The following is a 26467-nucleotide window of genomic DNA, read 5'->3' on the forward strand; positions in this document are numbered from 1 at the left end:
ACAGCTGCGGCGCGTGATCCGGCTGGAGTCGGTCGTCATCGCGCTGTTCGGCGCGCTGCTGGGCCTGGGACTCGGCCTGGCGTGGGGCGTCACCGCCCAGCAGGTGCTGGAGGGGACCGGTTTCCACGTGCTGGAGATCCCGTGGGCCACGGTCGGGGCTGTCTTCGCCGGGTCGGTCGTGGTCGGTCTGCTCGCCGCGCTCGTCCCCGCCTTCCGCGCGGGCCGGATGAACGTGCTCGCGGCCATCGCCACGGACTGAGCGTCCCGCACCCCTCACCGCCCGCCCCGCCGGCCGGGGCGGGCGCGTGCGCGCCCGCGATGAGTCCGCGGCGGGCGGGGAGTCTCACCCACGTCAGGCGCGGGCGCGGGACAGTGCGCGCGCAGCGAGGGAGGTGTGACGGGGGCATGAGCGTGCTCGTGATGGCTTTTCAGGAGCCGCTCGCCGGCCAGGACGTGCCCGGGCTGTGCGACCGGCTCACCCGCGGCGTGCGAGCCACCGGCGCGCGCACCGTCGTCGTCGACGCGGCCGGCCTGGGACCGCCCGGCCCCGCGGCCCTGGAGGCGCTGGCGCGGCTGCGGCTGACGGCCGGTCGCCTCGGCTGCGCGCTCCGCGTCGGCAACGCCAGCGGGGAGCTGGGGGAGATGCTGACATGGCTGGGCCTGGACGGCGTCCTCACGGGGGACGACGCGGCCGAGGCGGGCACGGCGAGGACGGCGTCAGGGCGTCAGCCGCGGGGGCAGGCCGAAGAGCGGGAACAGCCGGGCGGTGTCTAGGAAGACGCAGATCCCGGCGATCTTCCCGCCCCTGACGTCGAGGACGTGCAGCCCCCAGGCGGTGTGGCCCTCACCGTCCGCGGCCCGGCGGTACTGGCCGAAGCCGAGCGAGCCGTTCGCTTCGGTGGGTATGAGCCGGGATCCCTCGCACTTGGCGCCCGGGCCCAGCATCCAGGCCCTGATGTCCCCGGGGCCCCGGAACCACAGGCCGTACGGCGGCATTGACAGCGTCGCGTCCTCGCGGAGCAGGGACGTCAGCGCGTCCATGTCGTACGCCTCGAACGCCCGCAGGTAGCGCGTGAGCAGCGACCTGTGCTCCTCGGTGAGCGGCTCGGACGGCGGCTCGTCCGTCACGCCCGCCGCCGCGAGCGTCGCCCGTGCCCGCTGGAGCGCGCTGTTGACCGAGGCGACCGTCGTGCCCAGCAGCTCGGCGACCTCGGCCGCCCGCCAGCTGAGCACCTCCCGAAGGATCAGCACCGCCCGCTGCTTCGGCGGCAGGTGCTGGAGCGCCGCGATCAGCGCGAGCCGCACCGAGTCACGCGTCTCGGCCCGCTCCGCCGGGTCCGCGGGCAGCGTCCGGCTGTCCGGCATCGGCTCGACCCAGGCGGTCTCGGGCAGCGGCGGGCCCGGCTCCGCGCCGGCCGGCGCCGGCGACGACAGGTCCATCGGCCGCGCCCGCCGCCGGGAGCCGTCCGCCATGGTCAGGCACACGTTCGTCGCGATGCGGTAGAGCCACGACCGCAGCGAGGACCGCCCCTCGAACCGGTCGTACGACTTCCAGGCCCGCACCATCGTCTCCTGCACCGCGTCCTCCGCCTCGAACGCCGAGCCGAGCAAGCGGTAGCAGTAGCCGGTCAGCTCGCGGCGGTAGGTCTCCAGCTCGGCGTCGACGGAGAGCGAGGCACCAGCGGAGCCGGCCGAGCCAGCGGAGAGCGTGCGCGCGGAGGTGGTACTCATCGTCATCCCCTGTGCGGTGGGCGGTCGGTTCTGGCGCTCCGCGGACGCGGTCACCATGGCCAGGACAGTAACGAGGGGCACTGACAACCGGCCCGCGACGACACAGACCTGCGCTACCGGCCGTCCGGTGATCCGGTCGGCCAGGACGTCGCGCAGCGCCTCGACCTCGGGCAGTTCAGGCACGCCATCCAACGTACCTCTTATCGGGTGATTGCCTGCCGTTCGTCCGGTTTGGCCACTGTCCGTTCCTGCCCGTCACCCGCCGCCGACGAGCGAGGAACCCGCTACGCGGGGTAGGGCCCGTACCCGAACGCGAGGACGCCGGCCGCCGCCGCCAGGCACAGCAGCGCGCCGAGCGCCTGGAGGACGCTGGCCCGGATGCCGCAGGGGGACCGGGAGGACCGCCACGCCCGCAGCTGCATGAGCACGGCGGTCGCCACCAGCAGCCCCGTCGCGATCATGACGACGGTCGCGACCGGCTCGCTCTCCCGCACCCAGGCGCACGGCTCGGCGCGGCGGGCCGACTCCTCCGGCAGCCACGAGGGCGAGCAGTCGCCGCCTTCCGACCGCCGCCAGGGAATGAGCGCGGCCACGGTGACGAGCCCGGCCTCGGCGAGCGTGAAGACGCCGATGCTCACCGGAAGGACGTGGCTGGTCCACAGCGCGGGCCAGCGGTCCTGGAACGAAGGCCACGTCATACGGACCGGCATCGGGACACCCCCTTGGCACACCGCCCGTTCACGGGAAAGACGCGCGGCCGCACGCGTGCGGTTTCCCGCCGCCGCGGCTTTCGCCGTGGAAATAACGCGCCGCGGCGCCCCTGCCCCGGGCCTACCGCCGGGAGGCCCGCGGAGCGGGCAGCAGGGGCCGCACCTGCTCCCAGAAGGCGGCGTCGATGGCGGCCTCCTCCTCGTCCGCCGGCGGGACGCCGGGGCGGGGCACGCGCTCGGGGTGGGCCCTCGGAGGCGGGGAGAGCGGTGCCGGGGGGCGCTCCCCGGCGAGCGCGAGACCGAGGATGACGAACGACTGCCAGATCTCGTGCGCCAGACGACGGAGGCAGCGTCGCATGGGCACCCCTCCTCACACCTGCGGGGTAAGCGGTTGGAGTGCGCTCATGAAACCGCCCGCACGGCCCGCGCGGAAGCCCTCGCGCAGCACCTCATGCCGCTCCGCGCCAGCAGCGGGGGCCCTACGGCTGGACCGGCCCCGGCACGTCCGCCCGGCCCGGATCGCCCTGCCGCTCCTCGGCCCGCACCTCCAGGTACAGCAGCGCCACGGTGAGGTCCTCCGGCGTGAGCGTCTCACCGGAGGAGGACGACAGCGACAGCGCCGCCCCGCTCGTCAGGGTCACGTCCAGCGGCAGCGGCGGCGCCTGGCGTCCGTCCTCGCCGGCCCCGGCGAACTGGCCCAGATCCAGCGTCAGTCCGGCCAGCACGCCGTTGCGGATCCGCACGTCCACCACGACCGGGGCGCCCGGCTCCTCCGGCTCGCTCACCAGCGGCGGCAGCCCGAACCGCGCGCCCTGCTCGTTCAGCGCCGCCGCCAGCGGCTCCATCACCCGCCACGCCTCGCCCGCGGGCAGCTCCACCTCGACCACCTGGGCGCCGTGCTCCTCCCCGGCCTCCTGCAAGGTCACGCCCGCGTTGCCCAGGCCGCCGAGCCCGGCCAGAAACCTCCACTGCGCCTGGGGCGACAGCAGGGCGGTCACGTCCGCCAGGGCGTCCGCCGCGGCGGCGGCCGGCGCCTCGGGCATCCCGGCGTGCTCCGTCAGCACCTCCGCGTACTCGTCGTAGCGCGCGGGGTCGACCTTGACCCAGCCGCCGCCGAGCGCCGTCGACGCCAGGCCCAGCGAATCCGGCAGCCGCCTCGCGTCTTCCCGGAACCGGCGCGCCTGTTCGACGGCCGCGTCGTCGCCGTGCAGCACGCCGCGGACCACGCCTTCCCAGTTGATCTTGACCCAGGTGTCGTTCCCTATGGACTTCACCCCGGCGACGTCCTCGCCGCCGAAGTTGACTGCGACCGCGCTGTTGAGTGCCGTGCCCGGCTCGGTGTCCCGCAGCTCGGCGTCCTCGCCCGCCGGGTCGGCGAACACCGCGGTCAGCTCCATGTCCGCCAGCCGCCGCGCGTCGTCCATCGACGGCTGCTCGCCGCCGCCCGCGTGCAGCAGGTAGTCGTAGACCTCCTCGGCCGTGCCGTCCACGCCGGCCTGCACCGTCACGCCGTGCCAGGCGAGCAGTTCGCTGGCGGCGTCCGAGATGTCCGTGCCCTCCCCGGAGCCGTTGCCCCCGGCGCTCCCCACCTGGCAGGCGGCGACGGCGGAGCCAGCGAGGAGGACGGCGCCGCCGAGGGCGGCCAGGCGGCGAAGCGGGGTGGGGGGCATACGGAAACGTCCTCCCGGGGTCAACAGGGGCGGCAGCAGCACCGATGCCGCACGACTGCCTTCCAGTGTCCATGGCCGGGGGAGGAACCCGGCGTGCCCGAGCCGGAAGTCCCCGTCCCGTGGCCGAGGCGTCACCGACCGGTAAGCCCGCTGTTAACTCCTTGTCCGCTCCGTGATCCCCGCGGCCGCGCGGGGCGGCGGGACACGCCGTAGCCTGCCAGCATGGAGTCCCGCCCCGCCCGCACGGAACGCTCCCGCCGCCCCTGGATCGTTGGCGTCTCCGGCGCCTCGGGCACCCCGTACGCCGCCGCCGTGCTCCGCGCGCTGCTCGACGCGGGCGAGGACGTCGACCTCGTCGTCAGCCGCGCCGCCCGCCTCACCCTGCTCGACGAGACGGGCATGCCGCTGCGCGACGGGCACTGGCGCGAGGACCTGCGCACCTGGCTGAGCCGCGGCGGCGACGGCAAGCCCGACGCCTTCGCCGTCACGGACGACGCCCTGGCGCGGGTGCGCTACTGGGCGGCGGGCGACCTGGCCGCCGGCCCGTCGTCCGGCTCCTATCCCGCGCGCGGCATGCTCGTCGTCCCCGCCTCGGCGGCCGCCGTCGCCGGCATCGCGCTCGGCCTGTCCAAGGACCTGCTCCAGCGGGCGGCCAGCGTCACCCTCAAGGAACGGCGCCCCCTGGTCGTCGTGGTACGGGAGACGCCGCTCAGCGGCCAGGTGCTGCGCCACCTCGTCACCCTCGACGACAGCGGCGCCACCGTGCTGCCCGCCGCCCCCGCCTTCTACGCGGGCGCCACCCACATCCAGGACCTCATCGACTTCGTCGCGGGCCGCGCCCTGGACGCCGTCGGAGCCGAACACCGCCTGTACCGCCGCTGGTCCGGTGGGATCAAGCCCCCTCGCCCCCACCACTCGTAGGTGGCCACCCTTCCATGCCTTAGATTCGTCTGTACAACGGATCCGGGGGGACGCCCGGAGGACGAGGAAGGCGGCGCTTTCGACCATGGACGCTGTGGACAGGCAGCTCATCCAGGCCCTGCGCGAGAACGGCCGGGCCTCCTATGCGGAGCTGGGGCGCCTCGTCGGACTCTCCGGCCCCAGCGTCACCGACCGCATCAACCGCCTGGAGGCGGCCGGCGTCATCACCGGCTACCGCGCCACCGTCGACGCCCGCTCGCTGGGCCTGGGCGTCACCGCGCTCATCGGCATCCAGCTCTCCGACGCCGTCGACCACGAGGAGGTCGCGACCCGGCTGCGGGAGCTGCCCGAGATCGAGGACTGCTGGTTCATCGCGGGCGACGACTCCTACATGCTGAAGGTCCGCGCCCCGGACGTCGACGGCCTGGAACGCACCATCCGCCGCCTGAGCGGCACCCAAGGCGTCTCCCGCACGCGCACCACGATCGTGCTCTCCACGAAGTGGGAGAACAGGGTCGGCGAGCTGCCCGACGAGACCCCGGCGTAGGCTCGGTTACCGGCACCTGTCTGTCACGAACCTGGAGGCGCCGGATGGACGCGGGACTCAAGCGCGAACTGGAGGACAAGGTCCGTTCCGGTGAGCGGCTCAGCCGCGAGGACGGCATCGCGCTGTACGAGTCGGACGACCTGGCCTGGCTCGGCGGCCTCGCCCACGAGGTGCGCACCCGGCTCAACGGTGACGTCGTGTACTTCAACGTCAACCGTCACCTGAACATGACCAACGTCTGCACGGCCTCCTGCGCCTACTGCTCGTTCCAGCGCAAGCCGGGCGAGAAGTCCGCCTACACCATGCGCATCGAGGACGCCGTCAAGCTGGCCAAGGCCATGGAGGGCGAGAACCTCACCGAGCTGCACATCGTCAACGGCCTGCACCCCACCCTGCCGTGGCGCTACTACCCGCGCTCGCTGCGCGCCCTGAAGGAGGCGCTGCCCGACACCGTCTCCCTCAAGGCGTTCACCGCGACCGAGATCCACCACTTCGAGACCATCTCGGGCATGGACGCCTCCGAGATCCTCGATGAACTGATCGACGCTGGGCTGGAGTCGCTCACCGGCGGCGGCGCGGAGATCTTCGACTGGGAGGTCCGCAAGCAGATCGTGGACCACTCCACCCACTGGGAGGACTGGTCCCGCATCCACCGCCTCGCGCACAGCAAGGGCCTGAAGACGCCGTGCACCATGCTGTACGGCCACATCGAGGAGCCCCGCCACCGCGTGGACCACGTGCTGCGGCTGCGCGAACTGCAGGACGAGACCGGCGGATTCCAGGTCTTCATCCCGCTGCGCTACCAGCACGACTTCGTCGACCGGCAGGACGGCAAGATCCGCAACCGCCTCCAGGACCGCACCACCATGGCCACCGGCGCCGAGGCGCTGCGCACGTTCGCCGTCTCCCGGCTGCTCTTCGACAACGTGCCCCACGTGAAGGTGTTCTGGGTCATGCACGGTCTTCAGACCGCCCAGCTCGCGCTCCAGCACGGCGCCGACGACATGGACGGCTCGGTCGTCGAGTACAAGATCACCCACGACGCGGACAACTTCGGCACCCCCGACAAGCTGACCCGCGAGGACCTGCTGGAGCTGATCCGCGACGCCGGGTTCCGCCCCGTCGAGCGGAACACCCGCTACGAGATCGTCCGCGAGTACGACGGCCCCGACCCCGCCCGTCGCGACACGCCGCAGCCCATGCGCGTGTGAGGACAGTGAGGACCGCCACCGTGATCCCCGCCACCGCGGACGCCACCCGGCTCCGCTACGTGCTCGATCCGCCCGTCACGCCGCGGCTGCGCGAGGACCTCGCCGCGCTGTGGGCGGACGTCGTCAACGCCGGAGGCGCCGTCGGCTTCCTCCCGCCGGTCACGCCGGCGGACGTCCAGCCCGACCTGCGGCAGCACCTGCTGGGGATGGCCGAGGGCACCACCCGCCTGCTCGTCGGCCTGGACCCCGCGGCACCAGAGCGCCCGGTCGCGACCGCCTTCCTCTGCGCCAACACGCACCGGCTGATGCGCCACTGGGTGTGGCTGCGGACCGTCATGGTCCACCCGGACCGGCAGGGCCAGGGCACCGGCCGCGAGCTGATGGCGGCCGCCGCCGCGGCCGCCCGGTCCATGCCCGGCGTCACCGGCATCCGTCTGACCTGCCGGGGCGGTATGGGCCTCGAGCGCTTCTACGCCGCCTGCGGTTACCGGGAGACGGGCAGGGTGCCCGGCGCGATCAGGCTCGCGGACGGCGACTACCGCGACGACGTCACCATGTGGCTGCCCCTGTGAGGAGGAGACCGACCATGAATCCCACGCTCCGCTACACCGGGCTGCGGCTGGGCATCTTCGCCGCCTGCTTCGTCGTGATCGCCGCACTGGCCTACGTCGGCGTGCTGCCCGAGGCCATCGGCACCGCCAACCCGCTGTGGATCACGCTGCTGTCCATCGTGGTCTCGGCGCCCATCAGCTACGTCGTGCTGCGCAAGCAGCGCGACGAGATGTCGCAGCAGGTCGCCAGCCGCGTCGAGCGGGTCAAGCAGCGGCTCGACGCCAACCGCGGCATGGAGGACGACGACCGGGCCGCCGCCTGAGCCCGGCCGCGTGAGGCGGCGCCCCCGCCGGAGCCAGGCATCGACGGCGGAGGCGCCGCGTCCTGCGGGCCGCGCTCCCGACCCTGCCGTGTCGGCTGAAATGATTCAAGACCATGGTTCGCCAGGCGCCGTGACGGTCTCGTGAAGGTGCGCCCCGTACCCTGCGCGCGGAAGGGCTTTCACCGGGCAGAATCCCGCTGAAAGCCGTCCCCGGAGGGGCACCATGACGCGACCTCAGCGACCGCGCCACGAGGCGCCGCCGGCCGGCGCCGTCCGGCCGGAAATCGTCACCGAGGGCGGCGTCGTCCACGAGGTCAGGACCGCGCCGCTCGCCGCCCCCGTCACGCGCGGCAGCCTCGCCGACATCCCCTACGACAACGCCCGCCAGGCCCCCGACGCCGTCGCCCTCAGCCGCAAACGCCCGGACGGCACCTGGGAAGACGTCACCTGCGCCGCCTTCGCCGCCCAGGTCACGGCCGTCGCCAAGGGCCTCATCGCCCACGGCCTGCGCCCCGGCGACCGGATCGCCCTGATCTCCCGCACCCGCTACGAGTGGACGCTGCTCGACTTTGCCGCCTGGGCGGCCGGACTGGTCACCGTGCCGGTCTACCCCACGTCCTCCCCGCACCAGGTCAGCTGGATCCTGCGTGACGCCGGGGCGCGGGCCTGCGCCGTGGAGGGCGCCGAGGAGGCCCGTACCGTCATCTCCGTCCGCCACCAGCTGCCCGGCCTGGAACACCTCTGGCAGTTCACCGCCCTCGCCGGCCCCGGCACCTCCGCGCTCGACCACATCGCCGCCGCCGGGCAGGGGGTCCCGGACGACGCCGCCGCGAGCCGCCGCGCCCGCATGACGCCCGCGCTGCCGGCCTCGCTCATCTACACCTCCGGCACCACCGGCACCCCCAAGGGCTGCGTCCTCACCCACGGCAACTTCTTCGCCGAGGTGGACAACGCCATCGAGCTGCTCTACCCGCTGTTCCGCGCGGTCACCGACGAGCCGCCCAGCACCCTGCTGTTCCTGCCGCTCGCGCACGTCCTCGCCCGCGTCGTCGCCATCGGCTGCCTGCGCGCCCGCGTCCGCCTGGGACACGCCCCCAGCATCGCCACCGACGATCTGCTCGCCGACCTCGGCTCGTTCCAGCCGACGTTCCTGTTCGCCATCCCCTACCTGCTGGAGAAGGTCTACAACACCGGCCGGGCCATAGCCGAGCGCAGCGGCCGCGCCGCCTCCTTCGACCGCGCCGCCGCCGTGGCCCGCCGCTACGGCAGCGCCGCCGAGGCCGCGCAGCACGGCACCGGCAGCGGCCCCGGGCTCGCGCTGCGCGCCGCGCGCTCCCTGTACGACACCCTGGTCTACCGGCGCGTGCGCGCCGCCCTCGGCGGCCGGGTCAAGCAGGTCGTCTGCGGCGGCTCGGCCCTTGGCCACCGGCTCTCCGCCTTCTACGAGGGCGCGGGCATCGCGGTCTACGAGGGCTACGGCCTCACCGAGACCACCGGCGCCGCCACCGTCACCCCGCCGGACGCCCCCCGCCTGGGCACCGTCGGCTGGCCGCTCCCCGGCACGGCCGTGCGCATCGCCGCCGACGGCGAGGTGCTGGTGCGGGGCCCCAGCGTCTTCGCCGGCTACTGGGACGCCGAGCGCCACGCCGTCGTCCCCGCCACCGACGCCGACGGCTGGCTGCCCACCGGCGACCTCGGCTCCCTCGACCGCGACGGCTACCTGACCATCACCGGCCGCAAGAAAGACCTCATCGTCACCTCGGGCGGCAAGAACGTCGCGCCCGGGCCGCTGGAGGACTGGCTGCGCTCCCACCCGCTGATCAGCCAGTGCCTGGTCGTCGGCGACGACCGCCCCTACCTCACCGCGCTGATCACCCTCGACCCCGACGGCCTCGAGCACTGGCGCGTGATGACGCAGCGCACCGGCATGCCGCTGGACCGGCTGCTGGCCGATCCCGACCTGCTCCGTCACGTCCAGCGCGCCGTCGACGAGGCCAACAGCATGGTCTCCACCCCTGAGTCGATCCGCCGCTTCCGCGTGCTGCCGAGACAGTTCACGCGGGAATCCGGCCACCTCACCCCGTCGCTGAAGCTCCGCAGGAACGCCGTGCTGCGCGACTACGCCAAGGAGATCGACGAGATGTACCAGCGCCCGTGACCCGCCCCGTCACACGCGTGGGCCCCCGCCGGTCAGCACCGGCGGGGGCCCACGTCGATCTCGTCGTCAGACCACCGTCACGTTCTCCGCCTGCGGGCCCTTCGGACCCTGGGTGACGTCGAAGGTGACCGCCTGGTTCTCCTCAAGAGAGCGGAAGCCAGACGCGTTGATCGCGCTGTAGTGAACGAAGACGTCGGGGCCGCCGCCCTCCTGGGCGATGAATCCGAAGCCCTTCTCGGCGTTGAACCACTTGACGGTTCCGGTAGCCATGAAAAAGCCCTCCCTGGGCCTGAAAAGGGTCGCCCTGCTCCAGAACCGCATGAAGCGAAGGTCTGAAAACGACGAAAGCCCGCGGTTACATGCTCCGCAGGCTCGTACTGCAAGGGAAACCAAACTGCAACTACGGACGAGCCTAGCACGCTCCGTGTACGGGGGGAAGTGGACGGACCCTTCCGCCCGGGCAGCCGCATGACTCGCACGTCACAGGCGTACCCTCCCAGACGTGAACGCACACCCCCGGAACCGCCCTCGTGTCGGACACATCCAGTTCCTGAACTGCCTGCCCCTCTACTGGGGCCTGGCCCGCACCGGCAGCCTGCTCGACCTTGAGCTGACCAAGGACACCCCCGAGCGGCTCGGCGAGCACCTGGTGCGCGGCGCTCTCGACATCGGCCCCGTCTCCCTCATCGACTACCTGCACCACGCCGACGACCTCGTCGCCCTGCCCGACATCGCCGTCGGCTGCGACGGGCCCGTGATGTCGTGCGTGATCGTCTCGCAGCGCCCGCTGCGCGACCTCGACGGGGCGCGTGTCGCGCTCGGGTCCACCTCCCGCACCTCCGTGCGCCTGGCGCGGCTGCTGCTCGCCGACCGGTACCACATCGCCCCCTCCTACTACACCTGCCCGCCCGACCTGAGCGAGATGATGCAGGAGGCCGACGCCGCTGTCCTCATCGGCGACGCCGCGCTCCGCGCCTCGCTCCACGACGCGCCTCGCCTGGGGCTGGAGGTCCACGACCTCGGCGCCATGTGGCACGAGTGGACCGGGCTGCCGTTCGTCTTCGCCGTCTGGGGCGTGCGCCGCGACTACCTGGAGCGCGAGGGCGCGACCGTCCACGAGGTGCACCGGGCCTTCCTCCAGTCGCGCGACCTCTCGCTCGCCGAGGTCACCAAGGTCGCCGAGCAGGCCGCCCGCTGGGAGGCGTTCGACGCGCAGGCGCTGGAGCGCTACTTCACCACGCTCGACTTCACGCTCGGCGAACGCCAGCTGGAGGGCATCGCCGAGTTCACCCGCCGCCTGGCCGCCAGCCCCAGCCACGACGCCGCCGACCCGCCCGTCACCGCCCGCGTCACGCTGCTGCCGCCCCCGTAAGGCCACCCGCAGGCCGCCGCCGCAGGCCATCGAGGCGCGGCCCCCGGCCCCCCGGCGGCGCGCAACCCCTGGCGTACGCTGGTGAGGCCCGTCAGTGAACGCCGGAGGGACGCCATGGGGCAGAACGCCGCTTATGAGTCCGTGCTCAACCGCGCCGCCGAGGGCGGCAGGATCAGCCCGGAAGAGGCGCTCGAGCTGTACCGCTCCGCCCCGCTGCACGCGCTCGGCCGCGCCGCCGACGCCGCCCGCCGCCGCCGCTTCGCGGACACGGCGCACATCGCGACGTACATCATCGAACGGAACATCAACTACACCAACGCGTGCGTGACGGCCTGCAAGTTCTGCGCCTTCTACGCCTCGCCCAAGAGCGACGACGTATGGGTGCGCGACCTCGACGAGATCCTGCGGCGCTGCGCCGAGACCGTCGAGCTCGGCGGCACGCAGATCATGTTCCAGGGCGGCCACCACCCCGACTTCGGCGTGGAGTACTACGAGAAGCACTTCGCGGCCATCAAGCGCGAGTTCCCCCAGCTCGTCATCCACTCCCTCGGCGCCTCCGAGGTCGAACACATGTCACGGGTCTCCGGGGTCACCGTCGAGGAGGCCATCCGCCGCCTGAAGGAGGCCGGCCTGGACTCCTTCGCGGGCGCCGGCGCCGAACTGCTTCCCGAGCGGCCGCGCAAGGCCATCGCCCCGCTGAAGGAGTCCGGCGAGCGCTGGCTGGAGATCATGGAGACCGCCCACCGCCTGGGCGTCGAGTCCACCACCACCATGCTCATGGGCACCGGTGAGACCAACGCCGAGCGCATCGAGCACCTGCGGATGATCCGGGACGTGCAGGACCGCACCGGCGGCTTCCGCGCCTTCATCCCGTACACCTACCAGCCGCAGAACAACAAGCTCCGCGGCCAGACGCAGGCCACGCCGTTCGAGTACCTGCGCATGATCGCCATCGCCCGCCTCTTCCTGGACAACGTGGCGCACATCCAGGGATCCTGGCTCACCACCGGCAAGGACATCGGCCAGCTGACGCTCCACTACGGCGCGGACGACCTCGGCTCCGTCATGCTGGAGGAGAACGTCGTCTCCTCCGCCGGCGCCCGCCACCGCTCCAACCTGCGGGAGCTCATCCACCTCATCCGCACCGCCGGGCGCGTCCCCGCCCAGCGCTCGACCACCTACGAACACCTCGTCGTCCACGAGGACCCGGCCGACGACCCCGCCGACGAGCGCGTCGTGTCCCACCTGTCCTCCACGGCGATCGACGGCGGCACCGCCCACCCCGAGCTGAAGCTGATCGGGCAGCACGGCTGACCGGCCGGCCGCCGGCGCGGCCTCACGACCCCAGATACCGCAGCACCGCGAGCACCCGGCGGCTGTACCCGGCCGTCTGGGCCAGCCCCAGCTTCTCGAAGACCGCCCGGGTGTGCTTCTCCACCGCGCTGAGCGAGACGTGCAGCTGCCGGGCGATGGACGCGTTCGCGTGCCCCTGCGCCATCAGGCCCAGCACCGCGCGCTCCCGCTCGGTCAGCCCGGCCAGCGGATGGGTGTGGCTGCTGCTCATCAGCAGCTGCCGCACCACCTCCGGATCGAAAGCGGTGCGCCCCGCCTCGACCCGCTCCAGCGCGTCGAGGAACTCCTCGACCTCCACCACCCGGTCCTTCAGCAGGTAGCCCACGCCCTCCGTGCCGGTGGTCATCAGCTCGGTGGTGTCGCGCCGCTCGACGTACTGGGACAGCACGAGCACGCCGGTGCCCGGCCAGCGGCGGCGGATCTCCAGGGCGGCGCGCAGCCCCTCGTCGGTGTGGCGGGGCGGCATGCGCACGTCCACCACCACCGCGTCGGGCGGCGCCGCGGCCACGGCGGCCAGCAGCCCCTCCGCGTCCCCCACCGCGGCGGTCACCTCGTGCCCCTCCTCGGCCAGCAGCCGGGCCAGGCCCTCGCGCAGCAGGGTCGAGTCGTCGGCGAGCATCACGCGCATGGCAGCTCCGCGGTCACGGTGGTCGGGCCCCCGGGCGGGCTGGTCACGGTGAACGCGCCGTCGAGCGCGGCGACCCGGCGGGCCAGGCCGAGCAGCCCGGTGCCCGACGCGTCGGCGCCGCCGCGGCCGTCGTCCGTCACGCGCACCGTCAGCACGTCCTCCCGGTGCACGGCGGAGACGGTGATGAGCGAGGCGCCCGCGTGCTTGACGGCTTGGTGACGGCCTCCGCCGCCACGAAGCAGGCGACGGTCCGCACGGCCTCGGGCGGCCCGGGCTCCGGCAGCTCACAGCGCAGCCGCACCGGCGGCACCGGCGTGCGCTCGGCGATCGTCGCCAGCGCGGCCGGCAGGCGCCGTCGTCCAGCGCCACCGGGTACACGTGCCAGGCCACCTCCCGCAGCTCCCGCAGCGCCTGCCGGGTCTCCTCGTGCGCCTGCCGCAGCAGGGCGGCGCGCCGGCCGTCCGCCCCGGCGCGCCGCGCCCGGCCCAGCAGCAGCCCGAGCGCGACCAGCCGCTGCTGCACGCCGTCGTGCAGGTCGCGCTCGATGCGGCGCCGCTCGTCGTGCACGGCCCGCACCACCCCCGCGCGGCTGGCAGCCAGCTCGTCGACGCGGCGTTGCAGCAGCTCCCGGCCCGCGCTGCTGAGCAGCCGCCGCGCCAGCAGCTCGTCGAGCACCGCCACCCCGTGCACGGTCTGCATGCTGCCGAAGAGCAGCAGCACCCCGGCGGCCGACGCGACCAGCACGTTGAGGGGGTGCTCGACGCTGACCGCGGCCCAGATCCAGGCGGGCATCGTCGCGTAGCCCGCGCCGATCACCACGCAGCCCGCGACGACGCCGCCGAGCAGCCCCACCAGCCCGCGCAGGGCCACATAGCCGAGGAACACCAGCGGCTGGTCCTCGCGCGGCGGGGCCGTCACCCCGTACCAGACCGTCATCCGCCGCCGGTGCGTCCCGGCCAGCCGCCGGGCCGCGCGCAGCACCGGCCCGCCCGCGGCGCGCCGCGCCCGGCGCGGCGCCGCGAGCAGCCACAGGCCGCCCACCGCGGCGAGCGCGAGCTCGGCCGGAACGGTGAGCAGTCCCAGCAGCACGCCCGTGGCGGTGCGCAGCCACCTCAGCAGAAGGGCGGGCATGCGCACGCTAGCCGAGCGCGGGCGGCCGGGGCACTGCGGAAAACCGCAGACCCCGGCCGGTGCGGGCAGCGCCTACTCGAACAGCTCGTTGATCTCCTGGTTGACGCCGCGCAGCGACTCCACCGGCTGCTGGCCCGACAGCACCGCCTCCAGGGCGGGGCGCAGCAGGGCCAGCACGTCGGTGGGGTGCTCGGTGATCGGGTACAGCACGGTCGTGCCGTCCTCGACGTGCTGGGTGAACGGCGCGATGTCGATGCCGGCCTCGGCGAAGGTGCGCTCCGCGACCTCGCGGGCCTCGCTGACGGCCGGGAGGACGACCCCGTGCTCCGCGACGAGGCGCTGGCATTCGGCCGAGCCCAGGAACCGCACCCACTCCCAGGCCTCCTCGGGGTGCTCGGTGCCGGCGTAGATGGAGTCGGCCAGGCCGTTGAACATGGTGGCCCGTTCCCCGGAGGGGCCGATCGGGGTGGGCGCGATCCCGGCGTTGAGGTTCTCGTAGCCGAAGACGGTGCCGGTCATCCAGCTGCCGTTGGACGCCATGGCGGTGCGGCCCGCCGCCAGCTGGTCGCTCCAGGTGACGCCCTCCTGCTGCTCCCAGGAGGGGGCGTAACCCTTCTCGATCAGGCCGCGCAACCAGCCGATGACCTCCAGGAAGGACTCGTCGCCGTAGTGGTACTCGGTGCCCCAGGGGTTCTCGTCGGTGTAGGTGAAGCCGTTGGTCGCCGCCAGGTACGACCACTGGGTCTGGCCGTGGCTGTCGCCGCCGGAGCGATCCGGCCAGATGCCGTAGGTGCGGACGTTGTTCTTGTCGAAGCCGGGCTCGTCGCCCCGCACCCCGTTCTCGTCGACGGTCAGGCGGGCGATGACGTCCTCGAAGGTGCCCCCGTCCTCGGGGTTCCAGGTGAGGTTGTTCATCTGCTCTTCGGTGATGCCCGCCTCGCGCGCCATGTCCTTGTTGTAGAAGAGCGCGATGGCGTCGAAGTCCTTGGGCAGCCCGTAGCGGTGCCCGTCGGGGCCGATCCACAGGTCGGCCAGGCCCTCCTCGTAGATGTCGAACTGGAGGTTGTCGCGTTCGGCGAACTCGTCCAGCGGCAGCAGCAGGCCGCGGGTGACGTAGTCCGGGTAGCGCGCCAGGTGGTCGGTGAAGACGTCGGGGGCCGCTTCGGAGACCATGCCGAGCGTCAGCGCGCTCCAGTAGAAGTCCCAGCCGCGCTGCTCGATCTTGATGTTGATGTCCGGGTGCTGCGCCTCGAACGCCTCGGCGCACTGCTCCTGGGCGGGCTGCTGGTTGGCGTCCCACAGCCAGTACGTCAGCGTCACTTCGTCGCCGCCGTCGCCGGAGGCCGTGCCGCAGGCGGCCAGGAGCAGGCTGGCGAGGGCGGCGCCTGCCGCGGCGGTGCGGGTGCGTGCGCGCCTCATCGTGACCACCTCACTTCATGCCCGAGAACTGGATGGAGTTGACGATCCTGCGGCCGAAGACCAGGAAGAGCAGGAGCGTGGGAATGGCGGCGACCAGGCTGGCGGCCATCAGTCCCGCCCAGTCGGGCCCGGTCATCGGGGTGGAGGAACGGAAGGCGTTCAGCGCGACCGTCAGTACCCGCACGTCTTCCTCCTGGCCGACGAGCTGGGGCCAGAAGAACTCGTTCCAGGCGTTGATGAACGTCAGGATGGACAGGGTGATCAGCGGTGCGGCGCTCATCGGCAGGATGATGCGGAAGAAGATCCGGAAGTAGCCGGCCCCGTCGATCATGGCGGCCTCCTCGATCTCCCGGTTGATGCCGAGGAAGAACTGCCGCAGGAAGAAGACGGCGAAGGGCGTCATGAAGAAGTACGGCGCCACGATGGCCGGGAAGGTGTTGAGCAGCCCGAGGTTCTTCATCAGCTCGAAGTTGGGCAGCAGCGTGAACACCGGCGGCACCATCAGGGCGCTGATGAAGGCGAAGAAGACCTTGTCGCGGCCGGGCCAGCGCAGCCGCGCGAAGGCGTAGGCGGCCATCGCACAGAAGAAGACCTGCCCGAGCGTGATGGCCGTGGAGACGATCACGGAGTTCCGCAGGTAGGTCCAGAACCGCAGCGAGGCCCCGGCCCCGCCCTCGGCGAGCGCTTCCTCGGTGGTGGCCGAGCCCAGGACGCGCTCGAACGGGCCCCAGGTGAAGTCGGCCGGGAGCGGTGAGACCGGGTCGGCGAAGAGCTGCCGGTTGTTCGACAGCGCGGTCCGCAGCATCCACAGGAACGGGCCCACGGTGATCACGATCAGCGCGATCAGCACGGCCCAGGCGGCGATCCGCCCGGGGCTCAGCCGCCGCCTGCGGGCCGTGGTGCGCATGGGCCCGGGGGCCGGAGCACGGGAGGCCGCGGGGCCGGGCGCCGGGGTGGTCGGGGTCATCGTCATGGTCGGACCTCCTTCACGCCTGGTCGGACTCGCCCGCACGCATCAGCTTCAGCTGAGCGAACGCGATACCGGCGAGGATGAGGAACAGCACCACGGCGATGGCCGAGGCGTAGCCGAAGTCGAAGCGGGTGAACGCCTGGTCGTAGATGTAGTACTGGACGACCCGCGTGGCATCGACCGGGCCGCCCTGGGTGGTGACGGCGACGGTGTCGAAGATCTGCCAGGAGCCGATGAGGGTGATGACCAGGACGAGCGCGAGCACGGGGCGCAGCAGCGGCAGCGTGATCTGGAAGAAGATCCGCCGCTCGCTGGCGCCGTCGACCGCCGCGGCCTCGTAGACGTCGCGGTTGATCATCTGGAGGCCGGCGAAGATCAGCAGGGCCGTGTAGCCCATGTGCCGCCAGACGTTGACCAGCGCGATGGTGGGGATGGCCCAGTCGGGGTCGCCGAAGAAGCCCAGCGGGTCGATGCCGATCCAGCCGAGCATCTCGTTGATGACGCCGAGGTTGTAGTCGGCCATCCAGTACCAGAGCAGCGCGACGACGACGTTGGAGACGAGGTAGGGGAGCAGGATCAGGCCCCTGATGACCGTGGAGCGGGTCAGCCGGTGGATCAGCACCGCCAGCGCCAGCGCGACGACGGTCTGGACGCTGATGTTGATGACGACGTACTGGAGGGTGACCCACAGCGAGTTCCAGAAGACGTCGTCTCCCAGGAGCCGCTCGTAGTTGTCCAGGCCGGTGAAGACCGGGTCGGTCAGGACGTCGTAGTCGGTGAGGCTGAGGTATATCCCGCGGACGAGGGGCCAGGCGAAGAAGACGAGGAAGCCGAACGCGGCCGGTGCCACGAACACGAGCGCGGCCGCGGTCTCCTTGCGGCGCCGGTGGCCCGGACCGCCGCGTACCTCGTTGCCGATGGTGGCCAACGGCACGCACCTCCTCGTGGCGTTTGGATGTGATCGGAAATGTTGCCCTGAGTGGTGCTCCTGTCAAGGTCTCGTGCCAAGGCTGTTATCCGGACGTAACCAAGCGTCAGGTAGGTGACGCACGGTAATAAACCCAGGTCAGCGCGGATATGGCGCGACTGGTGTCCTGGTGGGAAGCGGGCAGAGGCGGGCGCGCGGCAGCCGGTGCGCGGGCATGGCGAGCGGCCGCGCGCACGCGCCGGTTTCCGTGGGGCGTGCGCGGCGGCCGCACGACGGCCGCCGGACGCGGTCGCGGAACGGTGAGGGAGGCGGCCGCCGCTGCGGCCTCACCCGAGCGGTCAGCCGACGATGGTGGCGCAGATCACGGCCTGGCGGTCGTAGACCTCCCACGTGTAGTACATGGTCTGGTCGTAGGCGTCCTGCGAGCAGAAGCCGGGCGGGTACTCCTCCTGCGCCTGGTAGTAGCCGGTGATGCGGAGGATCTGGTTGTACTCCACGGGTACCTGGTCCGTGTCGCACGGCCAGGCCGTGTCCATGCGGGCCAGCACGGTGTCGCCGTCCATCTCGCCGGGGAAGCACTGCTGCTCGGCGTACCGGCGGCGCACGCACAGCGTGGCGACGTCACCTGTGTTCGGGTCGGTGTACGACCAGTAGGTCTCGCTCTCGGTGATCGGGCAGATGGTGTCGGTGCGGACCTCCAGCACGTCGTACAGAGCCCCGGCGCTGTCGCAGTCGGCCGTCTCCGGGCGTTCTTCCAGCCAGGTCTCGCCGCCGTAGTAGTTCCGCAGACAGGAGCCGGGGCTGATGGCCATGAACGCCTCGTACGTCGCGTCGTGGGCCGGCGCGGACGGCGACGGGCCGATGTCCGGCACCGTCGTGCCGCCGCCGTCCTCCCCGCCGCCGGGGACCTCCAGGTCCTCCAGGTCTTCGAGACCATCCAGCCCTTCCGGGCCGCCCATCCCGCCGAGCGGATCGCCTCCCTGGCCGGCGCCCCCGGAATCGCTCGCCTCGGCGTCGGAGCCGGAGCCATCGCTGGTGAGCGCGTACTGCACGCCGCCGATGACGATGGCGGCCACCAGTGTCAGCCACACCACTCCGGTCGCCGGGCTCTTGTTGCTCCGCATCTGTCCCCCCGTGGCGAAGTGATGGTCACCCGTTATCAGGGTGGTCAGTATCCCAGAGCGCCGTCATGCCCAGCCCGGTTCCCGGTTTTCGGGTACCGGTTCTGTGCCAGGGCATCGTCCCCGGTGGGGCGCCCGGCGGGGCGGCCGGCCGGTCAGCGCGGGGAAGATGGTTTGTGGCATGTGCCCGGCTACGTGCCGGGGCGGGGGCGCGATTGTAGACGCGGTGTCCACAAGGTCAACGGCTGGAAAGCGGATCCACCTCATTGAGCGGCTTCACCGCGAAGGGCGGCCAGGCCGGGCCGAGTTGGTGCAACCTTGCCCTTATGAGGGCTCCTATGGACCCATCGGAGAGGGCCACACCCGAGAACTGGATGTACCCACCGTGGGGAGGGTGGACGTTCAATCAGGTCAAGGACCTGTGGCTCCCCTTCGACTGGGAGATGCACGACGGCGTGATCTCCGTGCGCCCGCAGACGACGTACTGGCACGACATGGTGCGTGACGAGCTCTTCTTCGTGCTGCGGGAGGCGTGGGGCGGAGCGCCGCACTCGATGCGCCTCACCCGGCGCGTGTCGGTTGGCGACCGCACGCTGATCAGGCCGGACATCGTCGTCTCGCACGAACGCGGACCGGACACCGAATCGCTGGCCACCCCCGTGCGGAATGTCGCGCTCGTCGTCGAGGTGGTGGCGCCGGAGTCGCGCACCGAGGACCGCTACCGCAAACCCGGCCTGCTGGCCGCCGCCGGGCTGCCGCACTACTGGCGCGTGGAGCGCGGCGAGGACGGTCTCCCCGTCGTCCACGAGTACGCCGGCGGCGCCTCGGGCTGGGAGCGCTGGACGGAGCACCGGGGCACGCTGGCCACCGATGGGCCGTTCCCCGTCGAGATCCCGCTGCGGCGGCTCGTCGAGCGGTAACGAGTGCCAGCCGGTCTCCCCCCCCGTCCTCTTTCCCCGTCTCTCCGTTCTCGCGAGGCGCGCGTCAGGGCGTCGCGGGCGCCGGACCCGTCAGCCGGCCGAGCACCTCACCCGGCAGCGTCCGCAGGCTGGCGCCGTCCGCCAGCGGGCCGGTGACGATGTCCGTGGAGACCGGGCGGAAGTCGGCGATCTGCGTGCCCGCCGAGTTCGACAGCGGGTCGGTGCCCGTGTTGGCCAGCGGATTGAGCTGAAGGTCCGCAACCGGGCCGAGGGCGTGCGCCGTGGCGTCCGCCGTGGTGCCCAGCGTGCCGCCGAGGACGCCGGAGACGCCCTGGACCGCGCCCACGCCCAGGTCGTCCGGGATGATCTCCGCCGCGGTGCCGCCCGCAGAGCCGAGCATCGCCCCGCCGGCCGCCGTGGCCGTCAGCCCCACGCGCAGCGCGGCGCGCCTGGCCGCGCCGCCCGGGCGCCGCTTGCCCCTCATCCCCATGTAGCACCCACCAGATCGCACTCGACAATGATTACGTATTGAAGCCGAACGATTACGGTAGTTGCACATCTCCCTGGTTTCATCCCCTCCCGGCTCCGATCACCCGCATGAGTGATGGCCGGTCGAGCTGCCGAATGGCCGCAAAAGCGTTCAAATGATCCTATGGCTGACTACGCGGACTTCATCGAGAGCTGGACCCGCCGCCTGCTGGACTTCGCCGCCGGCGGCGGGGACGAGGGCGAGGCGCGCGCCATCGTCGCGGAGATCTACCGGGCGGCGGCCGCCACCTACGAGGACGAAATGGCCGACCGCGAAGCCGAACGGGAGGAGTAGGCGGGCGGGGGCACGTTGTGACGCCCGGCGCGTGGCCGCGCGCCGTCCCGGCCGCCCGGAGCCCGCCGTAAGGTCCCTGCCGGGCCATCGGCGAGAATGGCGGCGTGACCCGAGCGACCCTGGCCAAGCAGCCCCGAGACGTCCGCGCGATGTTCGACGCCGTGGCGGCGCGCTACGACCTCACCAACGACGTCCTCGCGCTCGGCCAGAACCGCCGCTGGCGCAAGGCCGTCGCCCGCGCCGTCGCCGCCCGCCCCGGGGAGCGGGTCCTCGATCTCGCGGCCGGCACCGGCACCTCCTCCGAGCCCTTCGCCGCCGCCGGCGCCTTCACCGTGCCCTGCGACTTCAGCTTCGGCATGCTCAGCGAGGGCAAACGGCGCGTCCCCTGGCTGCCGTTCACCGCCGGCGACGCGACCCGGCTCCCCTTCGCCGACGACAGCTTCGACGCCGTCACGATCTCCTTCGGCCTGCGGAACGTCCAGGACACCGATGCCGCGCTGCGCGAGATGCTGCGCGTCACCAGGCCGGGCGGACGCCTGGTCATCTGCGAGTTCAGCCACCCCACCTGGGAGCCGTTCCGCACCGTCTACACCGAGTACCTGATGCGCGCGCTGCCCGCCCTCGCCCGCCGGGTCGCCAGCAGCCCCGACGCCTACGTGTACCTCGCGGAGTCGATCCGCGCCTGGCCGGACCAGCCCGCCCTGGCGGCCCGCGTGCTGCGCGCCGGATGGCGCCGCGTGGGCTGGCGCAACCTCTCCGGCGGCATCGTCGCGCTCCACCGGGGGTTCAAGACGGCACCGCGGTAGCCGCCCGTAGACTGCACGTCAGCGACTCGCAAGCGATGGGAGCCGAACGTGCCCGAGACCACCGCCGCTTCCCTGGAGCACACCGCCGACGTCATCGTCGTCGGCGCCGGGCCGTCGGGCTCCACGGCCGCTTACCACCTCGCGCAGTCGGGGCTGGACGTCCTGCTGCTGGAGAAGACGGCGTTCCCCCGCGAGAAGGTCTGCGGCGACGGGCTGACGCCGCGCGCGGTGAAGCAGCTGGTGGCCATGGGCATCGACGTCTCGGAGGAGGCGGGCTGGCTGCGCAACAAGGGCCTGCGCATCCTCAGCGGCGGGCGCCGGCTGGAGCTCGAGTGGCCGCAGCTGGCCTCGTACCCGGACTACGGACTGGTCCGCAAACGCGACGACTTCGACGAGCAGCTGGCCCGGCAGGCCGAGAAGGCGGGCGCCCGGCTCTACGAGCGGTGCAACGTCAGCGGGCCCGTCCGCGATGCGAGGACGGGGCGGATCACGGGCGTTGAGGCCAAACTCGGCGAAGAGCGTGAGCCGGTCACCTTCCGCGCTCCCGTCGTGATCGCCGCCGACGGCAACTCCTCCCGGCTGTCGGTGGGCATGGGGCTGCACCGGGACGCCAGCCGGCCGATGGGCGTCGCGGTGCGGACGTACTTCCGGACGCCGCGCCACGACGACGACTACCTGGAGTCCTGGCTGGAGCTCTGGGACCGCCGGGGCGGCCAGGAGCGGCTGCTGCCCGGCTACGGCTGGGTGTTCGGCATGGGAGACGGCACCTCCAACGTGGGCCTGGGCGTCCTCAACAGCTCGCCCGCCTTCCGGGACCTCGACTGGCGGGAGGTGCTGCGGGCCTGGTGCGCCAGCATGCCGGAGGAGTGGGGCTTCACGCCCGAGAACATGACCGCCCCCATCAGGGGAGCGGCGCTGCCGATGGCCTTCAACCGCAAGCCGCACTACACCCGCGGCCTGCTCCTCGTCGGCGACGCGGGCGGACTGGTCAACCCGTTCAACGGCGAAGGCATCGCCTACGCCATGGAGTCGGGCAGCATCGCCGCCGAGGTCGTCAGCCAGGCGCTGGCCCGCCAGACGCCCGGGCAGCGGGAACTCGCCCTCCGCCGTTACCCGAAGATCCTCCAGGACACCTACGGCGGCTACTACACCCTCGGCCGCGCTTTCGTGAAGCTGATCGGCAACCCGAAGGTCATGAAGTTCGGGACCGAACACGGCCTGAGCCGCGACGCGCTGCGGCGCTTCATGCTCAAGCTGCTCGCCAACCTCACCGACCCGACGGGCGGCGACGCCATGGACCGCGTCATCAACGCCCTGACCAAGGTGACCCCCAGGTCCTGACAACACGCTGAGCGGCGCAGGCGGCTCGCGTGAGCCGCCTGCGCCATGCCAGCAGCGGCCATGCCAGCAGCGACTCGGCGGACTGGGGGCGGACTGAGCGTCCCGCTTACTGGATGATGGCCGGCACGTCCTCGACGGTGATGTCGTGGGTGGTCTCGAAGATGCCGTCCGGCAGGGTGCCGCCGCTGCCGCTGGAGCCTTCCCAGGTGACCTCCCAGGTGAGGCTGGCGGTCAGCGGGTAGGAGCCCGTGCCGTGCGTGGCGCGGTGGTACGTGAGGCCGCAGGGCGGCGTGTCCCCGGCCTGGGCCGCGGTGTACGGATGCCCGATCGTGCCGTCGCCGTTGCGGGCGCATGCGCCCGGCGACGGGTGGAGCGTGGCGTCCCCGGTCCCCGCCTGGAGGGTACCTGGAGCAGGAGCCGAGCGCGGGCCGTTCCAGATCACCGCTGATGAGGGCTTCGTCGTGGGGAGATCGCTCTCGCGGCGGTCGATGCCGTCCTCGGGCGTGGGGGAGGAGTTACCCGACGGGGACGGTGGACGCCGGCGCGGGAGGGGCTTTGCCGCAGGTGCGACGGAGCCGGACGCCGGGAGACGCGGCGCGCCGGGGCACGCGCCTCCCGGCGTCCGGGCGGGCGTCAGCTGACGCGGACGGCGCCGGTGGGCGGGTCCCAGTCGAGGGAGCGCTCGACCACGCCGGTCGAGGAGTTCTGGGCGCCTATGAACGTGCCGCCGCCCACGTAGATGGCGACGTGGTAGGCGCTGCCCGCGCTGCCCCAGTAGAGGATGTCGCCGGGCTGGAGGGCGTCCAGGGAGACCTGGGTGCCCATCACCGACTGCTCGGCGGCGGTGCGGGGCAGGGAGACGCCCACCGAGGCGTACGCGGCCTGCACGAGGCTGGAGCAGTCCCACGCGTCGGGGCCGGTGGCGCCCATGACGTACCCGTCGCCGAGCTGAGCACGGACGTAGTCCACGACGGCGGAGCCGGAGGACGACGTGACGGGGGCGGACTGGGTCTGCGCCTGCGCCGTGGCGTCCTGCTGGGCCTGTGCCCGCGCCTGGGCCTCGGCCCGGGCGGCTGCCTCGCGCCGCTCCCGCTCCTGGCGCTCGCGGCGCTCCTCGCGCTCCCGGCGCTCGGCGGCCTCGCGCCGGGCCTCTGCCACGGCGCGCTGCTGGGCCTGCTCGCGTGCCTGCCGCGTCTCGGTCTCCGTGACGTAGGAGTGGGTCGCGTCGGAGGCGCGGGTGGCGGTGTCGGCCAGCACCTCGTCCAGGGCGATGGCCGGGTCGACGGCCGGGAGTTCGGCCGACGTCTCGCTCGGGTTCTCCTCAGCGGACGCCGTGGACGACGCCGCGCCGGTCACCGCGACCGTACCGGCAACGCCGGTGAGGACGCCGCCGCGTACCAGCCACGAGGGGCGCGGCTGGCGCGGCTTGCGGTGCCTGCCGCGGTAACGGTTCGGGAACGTGGTTCGGGACATGGACACCCTGGCTACCAGGCATGCCCGCTTGATCTCAATCGACGTGGGATCCGCCACAGTGCGGGGGTTGGGGAGGAGTTGACGGGCTATTTGTCCGAAGTGCCGTTTCGTGGGGATGTCCTTCCTTACCAGCCGGTTACCGCGCTGTCCTGCGCGTTGTCCAAATTGTCCGACCGTCAGATCCCCGCTAGCACAGGCCCCTCGGACAGTTCAATGTTGCCGCCTCGTTACCGGAGAGCGCCGTGGTGCACATCACGTTCACATGGTGGTCTCACCTACGACCACCACTGGTCATAGGCGAGCCGTGCGACGAGCGCCGTGACGACGACGAGCAGCACGAGCCGCACGAACCCGCTGCCCCGGTTGAGCGCTGTGCGCGCGCCCGCCCAGCCGCCCGCCATGTTGAGGAGTGCCATGAACGGCACCAGCGGCCACAGAACCGTTCCGGCCCCGCCGAAGACGGCGAGCGCGCCGGCGTTCGTGCCGACGTTCACGATCTTGGCCGTCGCGGAGGCGCGGAGCATGTCGAGGCGGAGCAGGGCGACCAGGCCGATGACGAGGAACGTGCCGGTGCCGGGGCCGATCAGGCCGTCGTAGAAGCCGATGCCCACACCGGTCAGCAGCAGGGCGGCCGCCTTGCGGCGGCGCGAGGGCGCGGGCCCGGCGGGGGCCGTCCCGAAGCGGGGCCGGAGGACGACGAAGGCCGCCACCGCCAGCAGGACGACCATGATCAGGGGCTGGAGCACTTCTTTGCTGACCGCGGACGCAAACAGTGCGCCGCCAGCCGCCGATGCTGCCGCGAGGCCGGCCAGGCGCAGTGCCAGGCGGCGGTCGAGCGGTGCCCGGCGCGCGTAGGTGACGGCGGCGATGGACGTTCCGGTGACGGCGACGGCCTTGTTGGTGCCGAGGGCGTAGGCGGGCGGCTGGTCCGCGGGCAGGCCGATGAGCAGGGCGGGAAGGAGCAGCAGCCCTCCTCCGCCGACGACCGCGTCGACCCATCCGGCCGCCGCGGCGGCGAGGCAGAGCAGGACGGCAGTCGTGAGAGATATGTCGGGCACAGGGTGAGACACTAGGAGGTCACGAAGCACCGCCCGCGATGAGGTATAAGCGCCCTTAATCTTTGCGGATTTGCGGACTCGCGTTCGCATGCCCTGTTTCGGCCACTGTGGGTGTCAGTGCCATCGCGTAACGTTCTGATCGCGTGGGCGAGATCACAGGGGTGATCCTGTACCCCGTGTCGAACGTCACAGGGGGTCCGGCATAGGATGCCTCCAGCCTTGTGAACTGACTCACATAGCGATGATCTTCAGGGGTCGTCGCGCAGGCAGTCGCCGTTGACTGGAAGGAGCGAGGTGCGGTGAACGCGTACGTTCCCATCCTCGTGCTGGGCGCCCTCGGGGCCGCCTTCGCCGTCTTCTCCTTGGTCCTGGCCGCGATCGTCGGTCCCAAGCGCTACAACCGGGCCAAGCTGGCCGCCTATGAGTGCGGGATCGAGCCGACGCCGCAGCCGGAGGGCGGGGGCCGCTTCCCGGTGAAGTACTACCTGACGGCGATGCTCTTCATCATTTTCGATATCGAGATCGTCTTTCTCTACCCGTGGGCCGTGCACTTCGACTCGCTGGGGATGTTCGGGCTCGTGCAGATGCTCGTCTTTGTCGGCCTGATCGGTGTGGCTTACGCGTACGACTGGCGCCGCGGAGGACTCGAATGGGACTGAACGGTACGGCACGGGAAGAGAGGCGCAGCTGATGGGTCTCGAAGAGAAACTCCCCAGTGGTTTCCTGCTGTCGACGGTCGAGCAGATGGCGGGACTGGCGCGCAAGTCGTCGGTGTTCCCCGCCACGTTCGGCCTCGCCTGCTGTGCCATCGAGATGATGACCACGGGCGCGGGCCGCTACGACCTCGCCCGCTTCGGCATGGAGGTCTTCCGGGGGTCGCCCCGGCAGGCCGACCTCATGATCGTCGCCGGGCGGGTCAGCCAGAAAATGGCGCCCGTGCTGCGCCAGGTCTATGACCAGATGGCCAATCCGAAGTGGGTCATCTCCATGGGCGTGTGCGCCTCGTCCGGCGGCATGTTCAACAACTACGCCATCGTGCAGGGCGTCGACCACATCGTGCCGGTCGACATTTACCTGCCGGGCTGCCCGCCGCGGCCGGAAATGCTCATGGACTCCATCCTCAAGCTGCACGAGAAGATCCGCGAGGAGAAGCTCGGCGTCAACCGTGAGAAGGCGGCCCGCGAGGCCGAGGAAGCGGCGATGAAGGCCCTGCCGACGATCGAGATGAAGGGGCTGCTCCGATGACGCGTCAGCGGCGCGGCCCGGCGGTCCGTCCGCCGGCCCCGGTCGCCAGCGGCGCGA

Annotated in this window: 31 protein-coding genes and 1 pseudogene; 16 read left to right on the plus strand and 16 right to left on the minus strand. The window is 72.1% G+C overall.

What is annotated here, in order from left to right; all coding sequences use genetic code 11:
* Together JK356_RS02010 and JK356_RS02015 are read left to right on the plus strand one after the other, a co-directional pair.
* A partial coding sequence (locus tag JK356_RS02010; protein WP_201865738.1) for an FtsX-like permease family protein occupies nucleotides 1-259 on the plus strand: 259 nt, incomplete at its 5' end.
* A gap of 146 nt (nucleotides 260-405) precedes the next feature.
* Nucleotides 406-774, plus strand: coding sequence for an STAS domain-containing protein (locus tag JK356_RS02015; RefSeq protein WP_201865739.1), 369 nt, complete (start codon nucleotides 406-408; stop codon nucleotides 772-774).
* Here the strand turns inward: JK356_RS02015 and JK356_RS02020 are convergent.
* The 4 genes from JK356_RS02020 to JK356_RS02035 all read right to left on the minus strand — a co-directional run bounded on the left by JK356_RS02020 (nucleotide 718) and on the right by JK356_RS02035 (nucleotide 4111).
* A complete protein-coding gene (locus tag JK356_RS02020; RefSeq protein ID WP_201866091.1) occupies nucleotides 718-1737 on the minus strand; it encodes a sigma-70 family RNA polymerase sigma factor in 1020 nt (339 codons plus the stop codon). The two genes, JK356_RS02015 and JK356_RS02020, sit on opposite strands and share 57 nt — an antisense overlap.
* Before the next feature lie 278 nt (nucleotides 1738-2015).
* Nucleotides 2016-2429: a hypothetical protein gene (locus JK356_RS02025; protein ID WP_201865740.1), complete on the minus strand. Its 414-nt coding sequence runs from the start codon at nucleotides 2427-2429 to the stop codon at nucleotides 2016-2018.
* A 133-nt stretch (nucleotides 2430-2562) separates the two neighbouring features.
* Complete coding sequence (locus JK356_RS02030) at nucleotides 2563-2799, minus strand: hypothetical protein (RefSeq protein ID WP_201865741.1); 237 nt, start codon at nucleotides 2797-2799, stop codon at nucleotides 2563-2565.
* Nucleotides 2800-2920: 121 nt separating this feature from the next.
* Entirely contained in the window at nucleotides 2921-4111 is a 1191-nt protein-coding gene (locus JK356_RS02035) for a hypothetical protein (RefSeq protein WP_201865742.1), read from the minus strand.
* 222 nt (nucleotides 4112-4333) lie between these two features.
* Here JK356_RS02035 and JK356_RS02040 point away from each other — a divergent pair, with 222 nt between their 5' ends.
* From JK356_RS02040 to JK356_RS02065, 6 genes are all read left to right on the plus strand, one after another.
* The gene (locus JK356_RS02040; protein WP_201865743.1) at nucleotides 4334-5032 is read left to right on the plus strand and encodes a UbiX family flavin prenyltransferase; all 699 of its coding nucleotides are present in this window, start codon (nucleotides 4334-4336) and stop codon (nucleotides 5030-5032) included.
* Between the two features lie 85 nt (nucleotides 5033-5117).
* Nucleotides 5118-5579, plus strand: coding sequence for an Lrp/AsnC family transcriptional regulator (locus tag JK356_RS02045; RefSeq protein ID WP_201865744.1), 462 nt, complete (start codon nucleotides 5118-5120; stop codon nucleotides 5577-5579).
* 44 nt (nucleotides 5580-5623) lie between these two features.
* A complete protein-coding gene (mqnE, locus tag JK356_RS02050; protein WP_201865745.1) occupies nucleotides 5624-6790 on the plus strand; it encodes an aminofutalosine synthase MqnE in 1167 nt (388 codons plus the stop codon).
* 23 nt (nucleotides 6791-6813) lie between these two features.
* Nucleotides 6814-7362, plus strand: coding sequence for a GNAT family N-acetyltransferase (locus tag JK356_RS02055; protein ID WP_201866092.1), 549 nt, complete (start codon nucleotides 6814-6816; stop codon nucleotides 7360-7362).
* 14 nt (nucleotides 7363-7376) lie between these two features.
* Entirely contained in the window at nucleotides 7377-7664 is a 288-nt protein-coding gene (locus JK356_RS02060; RefSeq protein ID WP_201865746.1) for a DUF4229 domain-containing protein, read from the plus strand.
* A gap of 223 nt (nucleotides 7665-7887) precedes the next feature.
* Nucleotides 7888-9822 (plus strand): long-chain fatty acid--CoA ligase, encoded by a 1935-nt coding sequence (locus tag JK356_RS02065; RefSeq protein ID WP_201865747.1) that lies wholly within the window; start codon nucleotides 7888-7890, stop codon nucleotides 9820-9822.
* 66 nt (nucleotides 9823-9888) lie between these two features.
* On the opposite strand, the gene JK356_RS02070 is transcribed toward JK356_RS02065, so the two are convergent.
* Complete coding sequence (locus tag JK356_RS02070) at nucleotides 9889-10092, minus strand: cold-shock protein (protein ID WP_201865748.1); 204 nt, start codon at nucleotides 10090-10092, stop codon at nucleotides 9889-9891.
* A gap of 232 nt (nucleotides 10093-10324) precedes the next feature.
* On the opposite strand from JK356_RS02070, the gene JK356_RS02075 reads away from it, so the two are divergent.
* Both JK356_RS02075 and mqnC read left to right on the plus strand, forming a co-directional pair.
* Complete coding sequence (locus tag JK356_RS02075) at nucleotides 10325-11194, plus strand: menaquinone biosynthetic enzyme MqnA/MqnD family protein (RefSeq protein WP_201865749.1); 870 nt, start codon at nucleotides 10325-10327, stop codon at nucleotides 11192-11194.
* A gap of 114 nt (nucleotides 11195-11308) precedes the next feature.
* Nucleotides 11309-12508: a cyclic dehypoxanthinyl futalosine synthase gene (gene mqnC, locus JK356_RS02080; RefSeq protein WP_201865750.1), complete on the plus strand. Its 1200-nt coding sequence runs from the start codon at nucleotides 11309-11311 to the stop codon at nucleotides 12506-12508.
* Between the two features lie 22 nt (nucleotides 12509-12530).
* Here mqnC and JK356_RS02085 read toward each other — a convergent pair whose 3' ends face one another.
* The 7 genes and pseudogenes from JK356_RS02085 to JK356_RS02110 form a co-directional block, all read right to left on the minus strand.
* Nucleotides 12531-13175, minus strand: a complete 645-nt coding sequence (locus JK356_RS02085; RefSeq protein WP_236670657.1) for a response regulator transcription factor — start codon at nucleotides 13173-13175, stop codon at nucleotides 12531-12533.
* A complete protein-coding gene (locus tag JK356_RS22475) occupies nucleotides 13166-13345 on the minus strand; it encodes a hypothetical protein (protein ID WP_374100601.1) in 180 nt (59 codons plus the stop codon). Before JK356_RS22475 ends, JK356_RS02085 begins: the two co-directional genes overlap by 10 nt.
* A gap of 253 nt (nucleotides 13346-13598) precedes the next feature.
* Nucleotides 13599-14306 (minus strand): annotated as a pseudogene (locus tag JK356_RS22290) (histidine kinase); the annotation flags it as partial.
* Nucleotides 14307-14378: 72 nt separating this feature from the next.
* Nucleotides 14379-15725: a sugar ABC transporter substrate-binding protein gene (locus tag JK356_RS02095; RefSeq protein WP_201865751.1), complete on the minus strand. Its 1347-nt coding sequence runs from the start codon at nucleotides 15723-15725 to the stop codon at nucleotides 14379-14381.
* A 10-nt stretch (nucleotides 15726-15735) separates the two neighbouring features.
* Nucleotides 15736-16692 carry a carbohydrate ABC transporter permease gene (locus JK356_RS02100; RefSeq protein ID WP_201866094.1) on the minus strand — a complete coding sequence of 319 codons (957 nt, stop codon included), beginning with the start codon at nucleotides 16690-16692 and terminating at the stop codon, nucleotides 15736-15738.
* 19 nt (nucleotides 16693-16711) lie between these two features.
* Nucleotides 16712-17629, minus strand: a complete 918-nt coding sequence (locus JK356_RS02105) for a carbohydrate ABC transporter permease (RefSeq protein ID WP_374100585.1) — start codon at nucleotides 17627-17629, stop codon at nucleotides 16712-16714.
* 332 nt (nucleotides 17630-17961) lie between these two features.
* A complete protein-coding gene (locus JK356_RS02110; RefSeq protein WP_201865752.1) occupies nucleotides 17962-18747 on the minus strand; it encodes a hypothetical protein in 786 nt (261 codons plus the stop codon).
* Between the two features lie 335 nt (nucleotides 18748-19082).
* Here JK356_RS02110 and JK356_RS02115 point away from each other — a divergent pair, with 335 nt between their 5' ends.
* Nucleotides 19083-19664 (plus strand): Uma2 family endonuclease, encoded by a 582-nt coding sequence (locus JK356_RS02115; protein WP_236670633.1) that lies wholly within the window; start codon nucleotides 19083-19085, stop codon nucleotides 19662-19664.
* A gap of 64 nt (nucleotides 19665-19728) precedes the next feature.
* Here JK356_RS02115 and JK356_RS02120 read toward each other — a convergent pair whose 3' ends face one another.
* Nucleotides 19729-20175, minus strand: coding sequence for a hypothetical protein (locus JK356_RS02120; protein WP_374100586.1), 447 nt, complete (start codon nucleotides 20173-20175; stop codon nucleotides 19729-19731).
* Between the two features lie 141 nt (nucleotides 20176-20316).
* Here JK356_RS02120 and JK356_RS02125 point away from each other — a divergent pair, with 141 nt between their 5' ends.
* The 3 genes from JK356_RS02125 (at nucleotide 20317) to JK356_RS02135 (ending at nucleotide 22634) form a co-directional block, all read left to right on the plus strand.
* Nucleotides 20317-20487 (plus strand): hypothetical protein, encoded by a 171-nt coding sequence (locus JK356_RS02125; protein ID WP_201865754.1) that lies wholly within the window; start codon nucleotides 20317-20319, stop codon nucleotides 20485-20487.
* A 104-nt stretch (nucleotides 20488-20591) separates the two neighbouring features.
* Nucleotides 20592-21293, plus strand: coding sequence for a demethylmenaquinone methyltransferase (locus tag JK356_RS02130; RefSeq protein ID WP_201865755.1), 702 nt, complete (start codon nucleotides 20592-20594; stop codon nucleotides 21291-21293).
* 48 nt (nucleotides 21294-21341) lie between these two features.
* The gene (locus tag JK356_RS02135) at nucleotides 21342-22634 is read left to right on the plus strand and encodes a geranylgeranyl reductase family protein (RefSeq protein WP_201865756.1); all 1293 of its coding nucleotides are present in this window, start codon (nucleotides 21342-21344) and stop codon (nucleotides 22632-22634) included.
* Between the two features lie 106 nt (nucleotides 22635-22740).
* Here JK356_RS02135 and JK356_RS02140 read toward each other — a convergent pair whose 3' ends face one another.
* The 3 genes from JK356_RS02140 to JK356_RS02150 all read right to left on the minus strand — a co-directional run bounded on the left by JK356_RS02140 (nucleotide 22741) and on the right by JK356_RS02150 (nucleotide 25165).
* On the minus strand, nucleotides 22741-23076 hold the full coding sequence (locus JK356_RS02140; protein WP_201865757.1) for a hypothetical protein: 336 nt from the start codon (nucleotides 23074-23076) through the stop codon (nucleotides 22741-22743).
* A 191-nt stretch (nucleotides 23077-23267) separates the two neighbouring features.
* Nucleotides 23268-24107 carry a C40 family peptidase gene (locus tag JK356_RS02145; RefSeq protein WP_201865758.1) on the minus strand — a complete coding sequence of 280 codons (840 nt, stop codon included), beginning with the start codon at nucleotides 24105-24107 and terminating at the stop codon, nucleotides 23268-23270.
* A 275-nt stretch (nucleotides 24108-24382) separates the two neighbouring features.
* Nucleotides 24383-25165 (minus strand): sulfite exporter TauE/SafE family protein, encoded by a 783-nt coding sequence (locus JK356_RS02150; protein WP_201865759.1) that lies wholly within the window; start codon nucleotides 25163-25165, stop codon nucleotides 24383-24385.
* A 299-nt stretch (nucleotides 25166-25464) separates the two neighbouring features.
* On the opposite strand from JK356_RS02150, the gene JK356_RS02155 reads away from it, so the two are divergent.
* On the plus strand, nucleotides 25465-25824 hold the full coding sequence (locus tag JK356_RS02155) for an NADH-quinone oxidoreductase subunit A (RefSeq protein ID WP_201865760.1): 360 nt from the start codon (nucleotides 25465-25467) through the stop codon (nucleotides 25822-25824).
* Nucleotides 25825-25855: 31 nt separating this feature from the next.
* Entirely contained in the window at nucleotides 25856-26410 is a 555-nt protein-coding gene (locus tag JK356_RS02160; RefSeq protein WP_201865761.1) for an NADH-quinone oxidoreductase subunit B family protein, read from the plus strand.
* Nucleotides 26411-26467 lie beyond the last annotated feature (57 nt).

The sequence above is a fragment of the Streptomyces sp. 7-21 genome (genome assembly GCF_016741785.1).
Classification (GTDB): Bacteria; Actinomycetota; Actinomycetes; order Streptomycetales; family Streptomycetaceae; genus Streptomyces.

Bases quoted from the DNA above. Each gene is read 5' to 3' on its own strand.
- JK356_RS02045 (WP_201865744.1), top strand. From the start codon at position 5,118: ATGGACGCTGTGGACAGGCAGCTCATCCAGGCCCTGCGCGAGAACGGC.
- JK356_RS02145 (WP_201865758.1), bottom strand. From the start codon at position 24,107: ATGTCCCGAACCACGTTCCCGAACCGTTACCGCGGCAGGCACCGCAAG.
- JK356_RS02035 (WP_201865742.1), bottom strand. From the start codon at position 4,111: ATGCCCCCCACCCCGCTTCGCCGCCTGGCCGCCCTCGGCGGCGCCGTC.
- JK356_RS02065 (WP_201865747.1), top strand. From the start codon at position 7,888: ATGACGCGACCTCAGCGACCGCGCCACGAGGCGCCGCCGGCCGGCGCC.
- JK356_RS02160 (WP_201865761.1), top strand. From the start codon at position 25,856: ATGGGTCTCGAAGAGAAACTCCCCAGTGGTTTCCTGCTGTCGACGGTC.
- JK356_RS02070 (WP_201865748.1), bottom strand. From the start codon at position 10,092: ATGGCTACCGGAACCGTCAAGTGGTTCAACGCCGAGAAGGGCTTCGGA.
- JK356_RS02125 (WP_201865754.1), top strand. From the start codon at position 20,317: ATGGCTGACTACGCGGACTTCATCGAGAGCTGGACCCGCCGCCTGCTG.
- JK356_RS02115 (WP_236670633.1), top strand. From the start codon at position 19,083: ATGGACCCATCGGAGAGGGCCACACCCGAGAACTGGATGTACCCACCG.
- JK356_RS02100 (WP_201866094.1), bottom strand. From the start codon at position 16,692: ATGACCCCGACCACCCCGGCGCCCGGCCCCGCGGCCTCCCGTGCTCCG.
- mqnC (WP_201865750.1), top strand. From the start codon at position 11,309: ATGGGGCAGAACGCCGCTTATGAGTCCGTGCTCAACCGCGCCGCCGAG.
- JK356_RS02025 (WP_201865740.1), bottom strand. From the start codon at position 2,429: ATGACGTGGCCTTCGTTCCAGGACCGCTGGCCCGCGCTGTGGACCAGC.
- JK356_RS02030 (WP_201865741.1), bottom strand. From the start codon at position 2,799: ATGCGACGCTGCCTCCGTCGTCTGGCGCACGAGATCTGGCAGTCGTTC.
- JK356_RS02085 (WP_236670657.1), bottom strand. From the start codon at position 13,175: ATGCGCGTGATGCTCGCCGACGACTCGACCCTGCTGCGCGAGGGCCTG.
- JK356_RS02060 (WP_201865746.1), top strand. From the start codon at position 7,377: ATGAATCCCACGCTCCGCTACACCGGGCTGCGGCTGGGCATCTTCGCC.
- JK356_RS02095 (WP_201865751.1), bottom strand. From the start codon at position 15,725: ATGAGGCGCGCACGCACCCGCACCGCCGCGGCAGGCGCCGCCCTCGCC.
- JK356_RS02015 (WP_201865739.1), top strand. From the start codon at position 406: ATGAGCGTGCTCGTGATGGCTTTTCAGGAGCCGCTCGCCGGCCAGGAC.
- mqnE (WP_201865745.1), top strand. From the start codon at position 5,624: ATGGACGCGGGACTCAAGCGCGAACTGGAGGACAAGGTCCGTTCCGGT.
- JK356_RS02040 (WP_201865743.1), top strand. From the start codon at position 4,334: ATGGAGTCCCGCCCCGCCCGCACGGAACGCTCCCGCCGCCCCTGGATC.
- JK356_RS02110 (WP_201865752.1), bottom strand. From the start codon at position 18,747: ATGCGGAGCAACAAGAGCCCGGCGACCGGAGTGGTGTGGCTGACACTG.
- JK356_RS02020 (WP_201866091.1), bottom strand. From the start codon at position 1,737: ATGACGATGAGTACCACCTCCGCGCGCACGCTCTCCGCTGGCTCGGCC.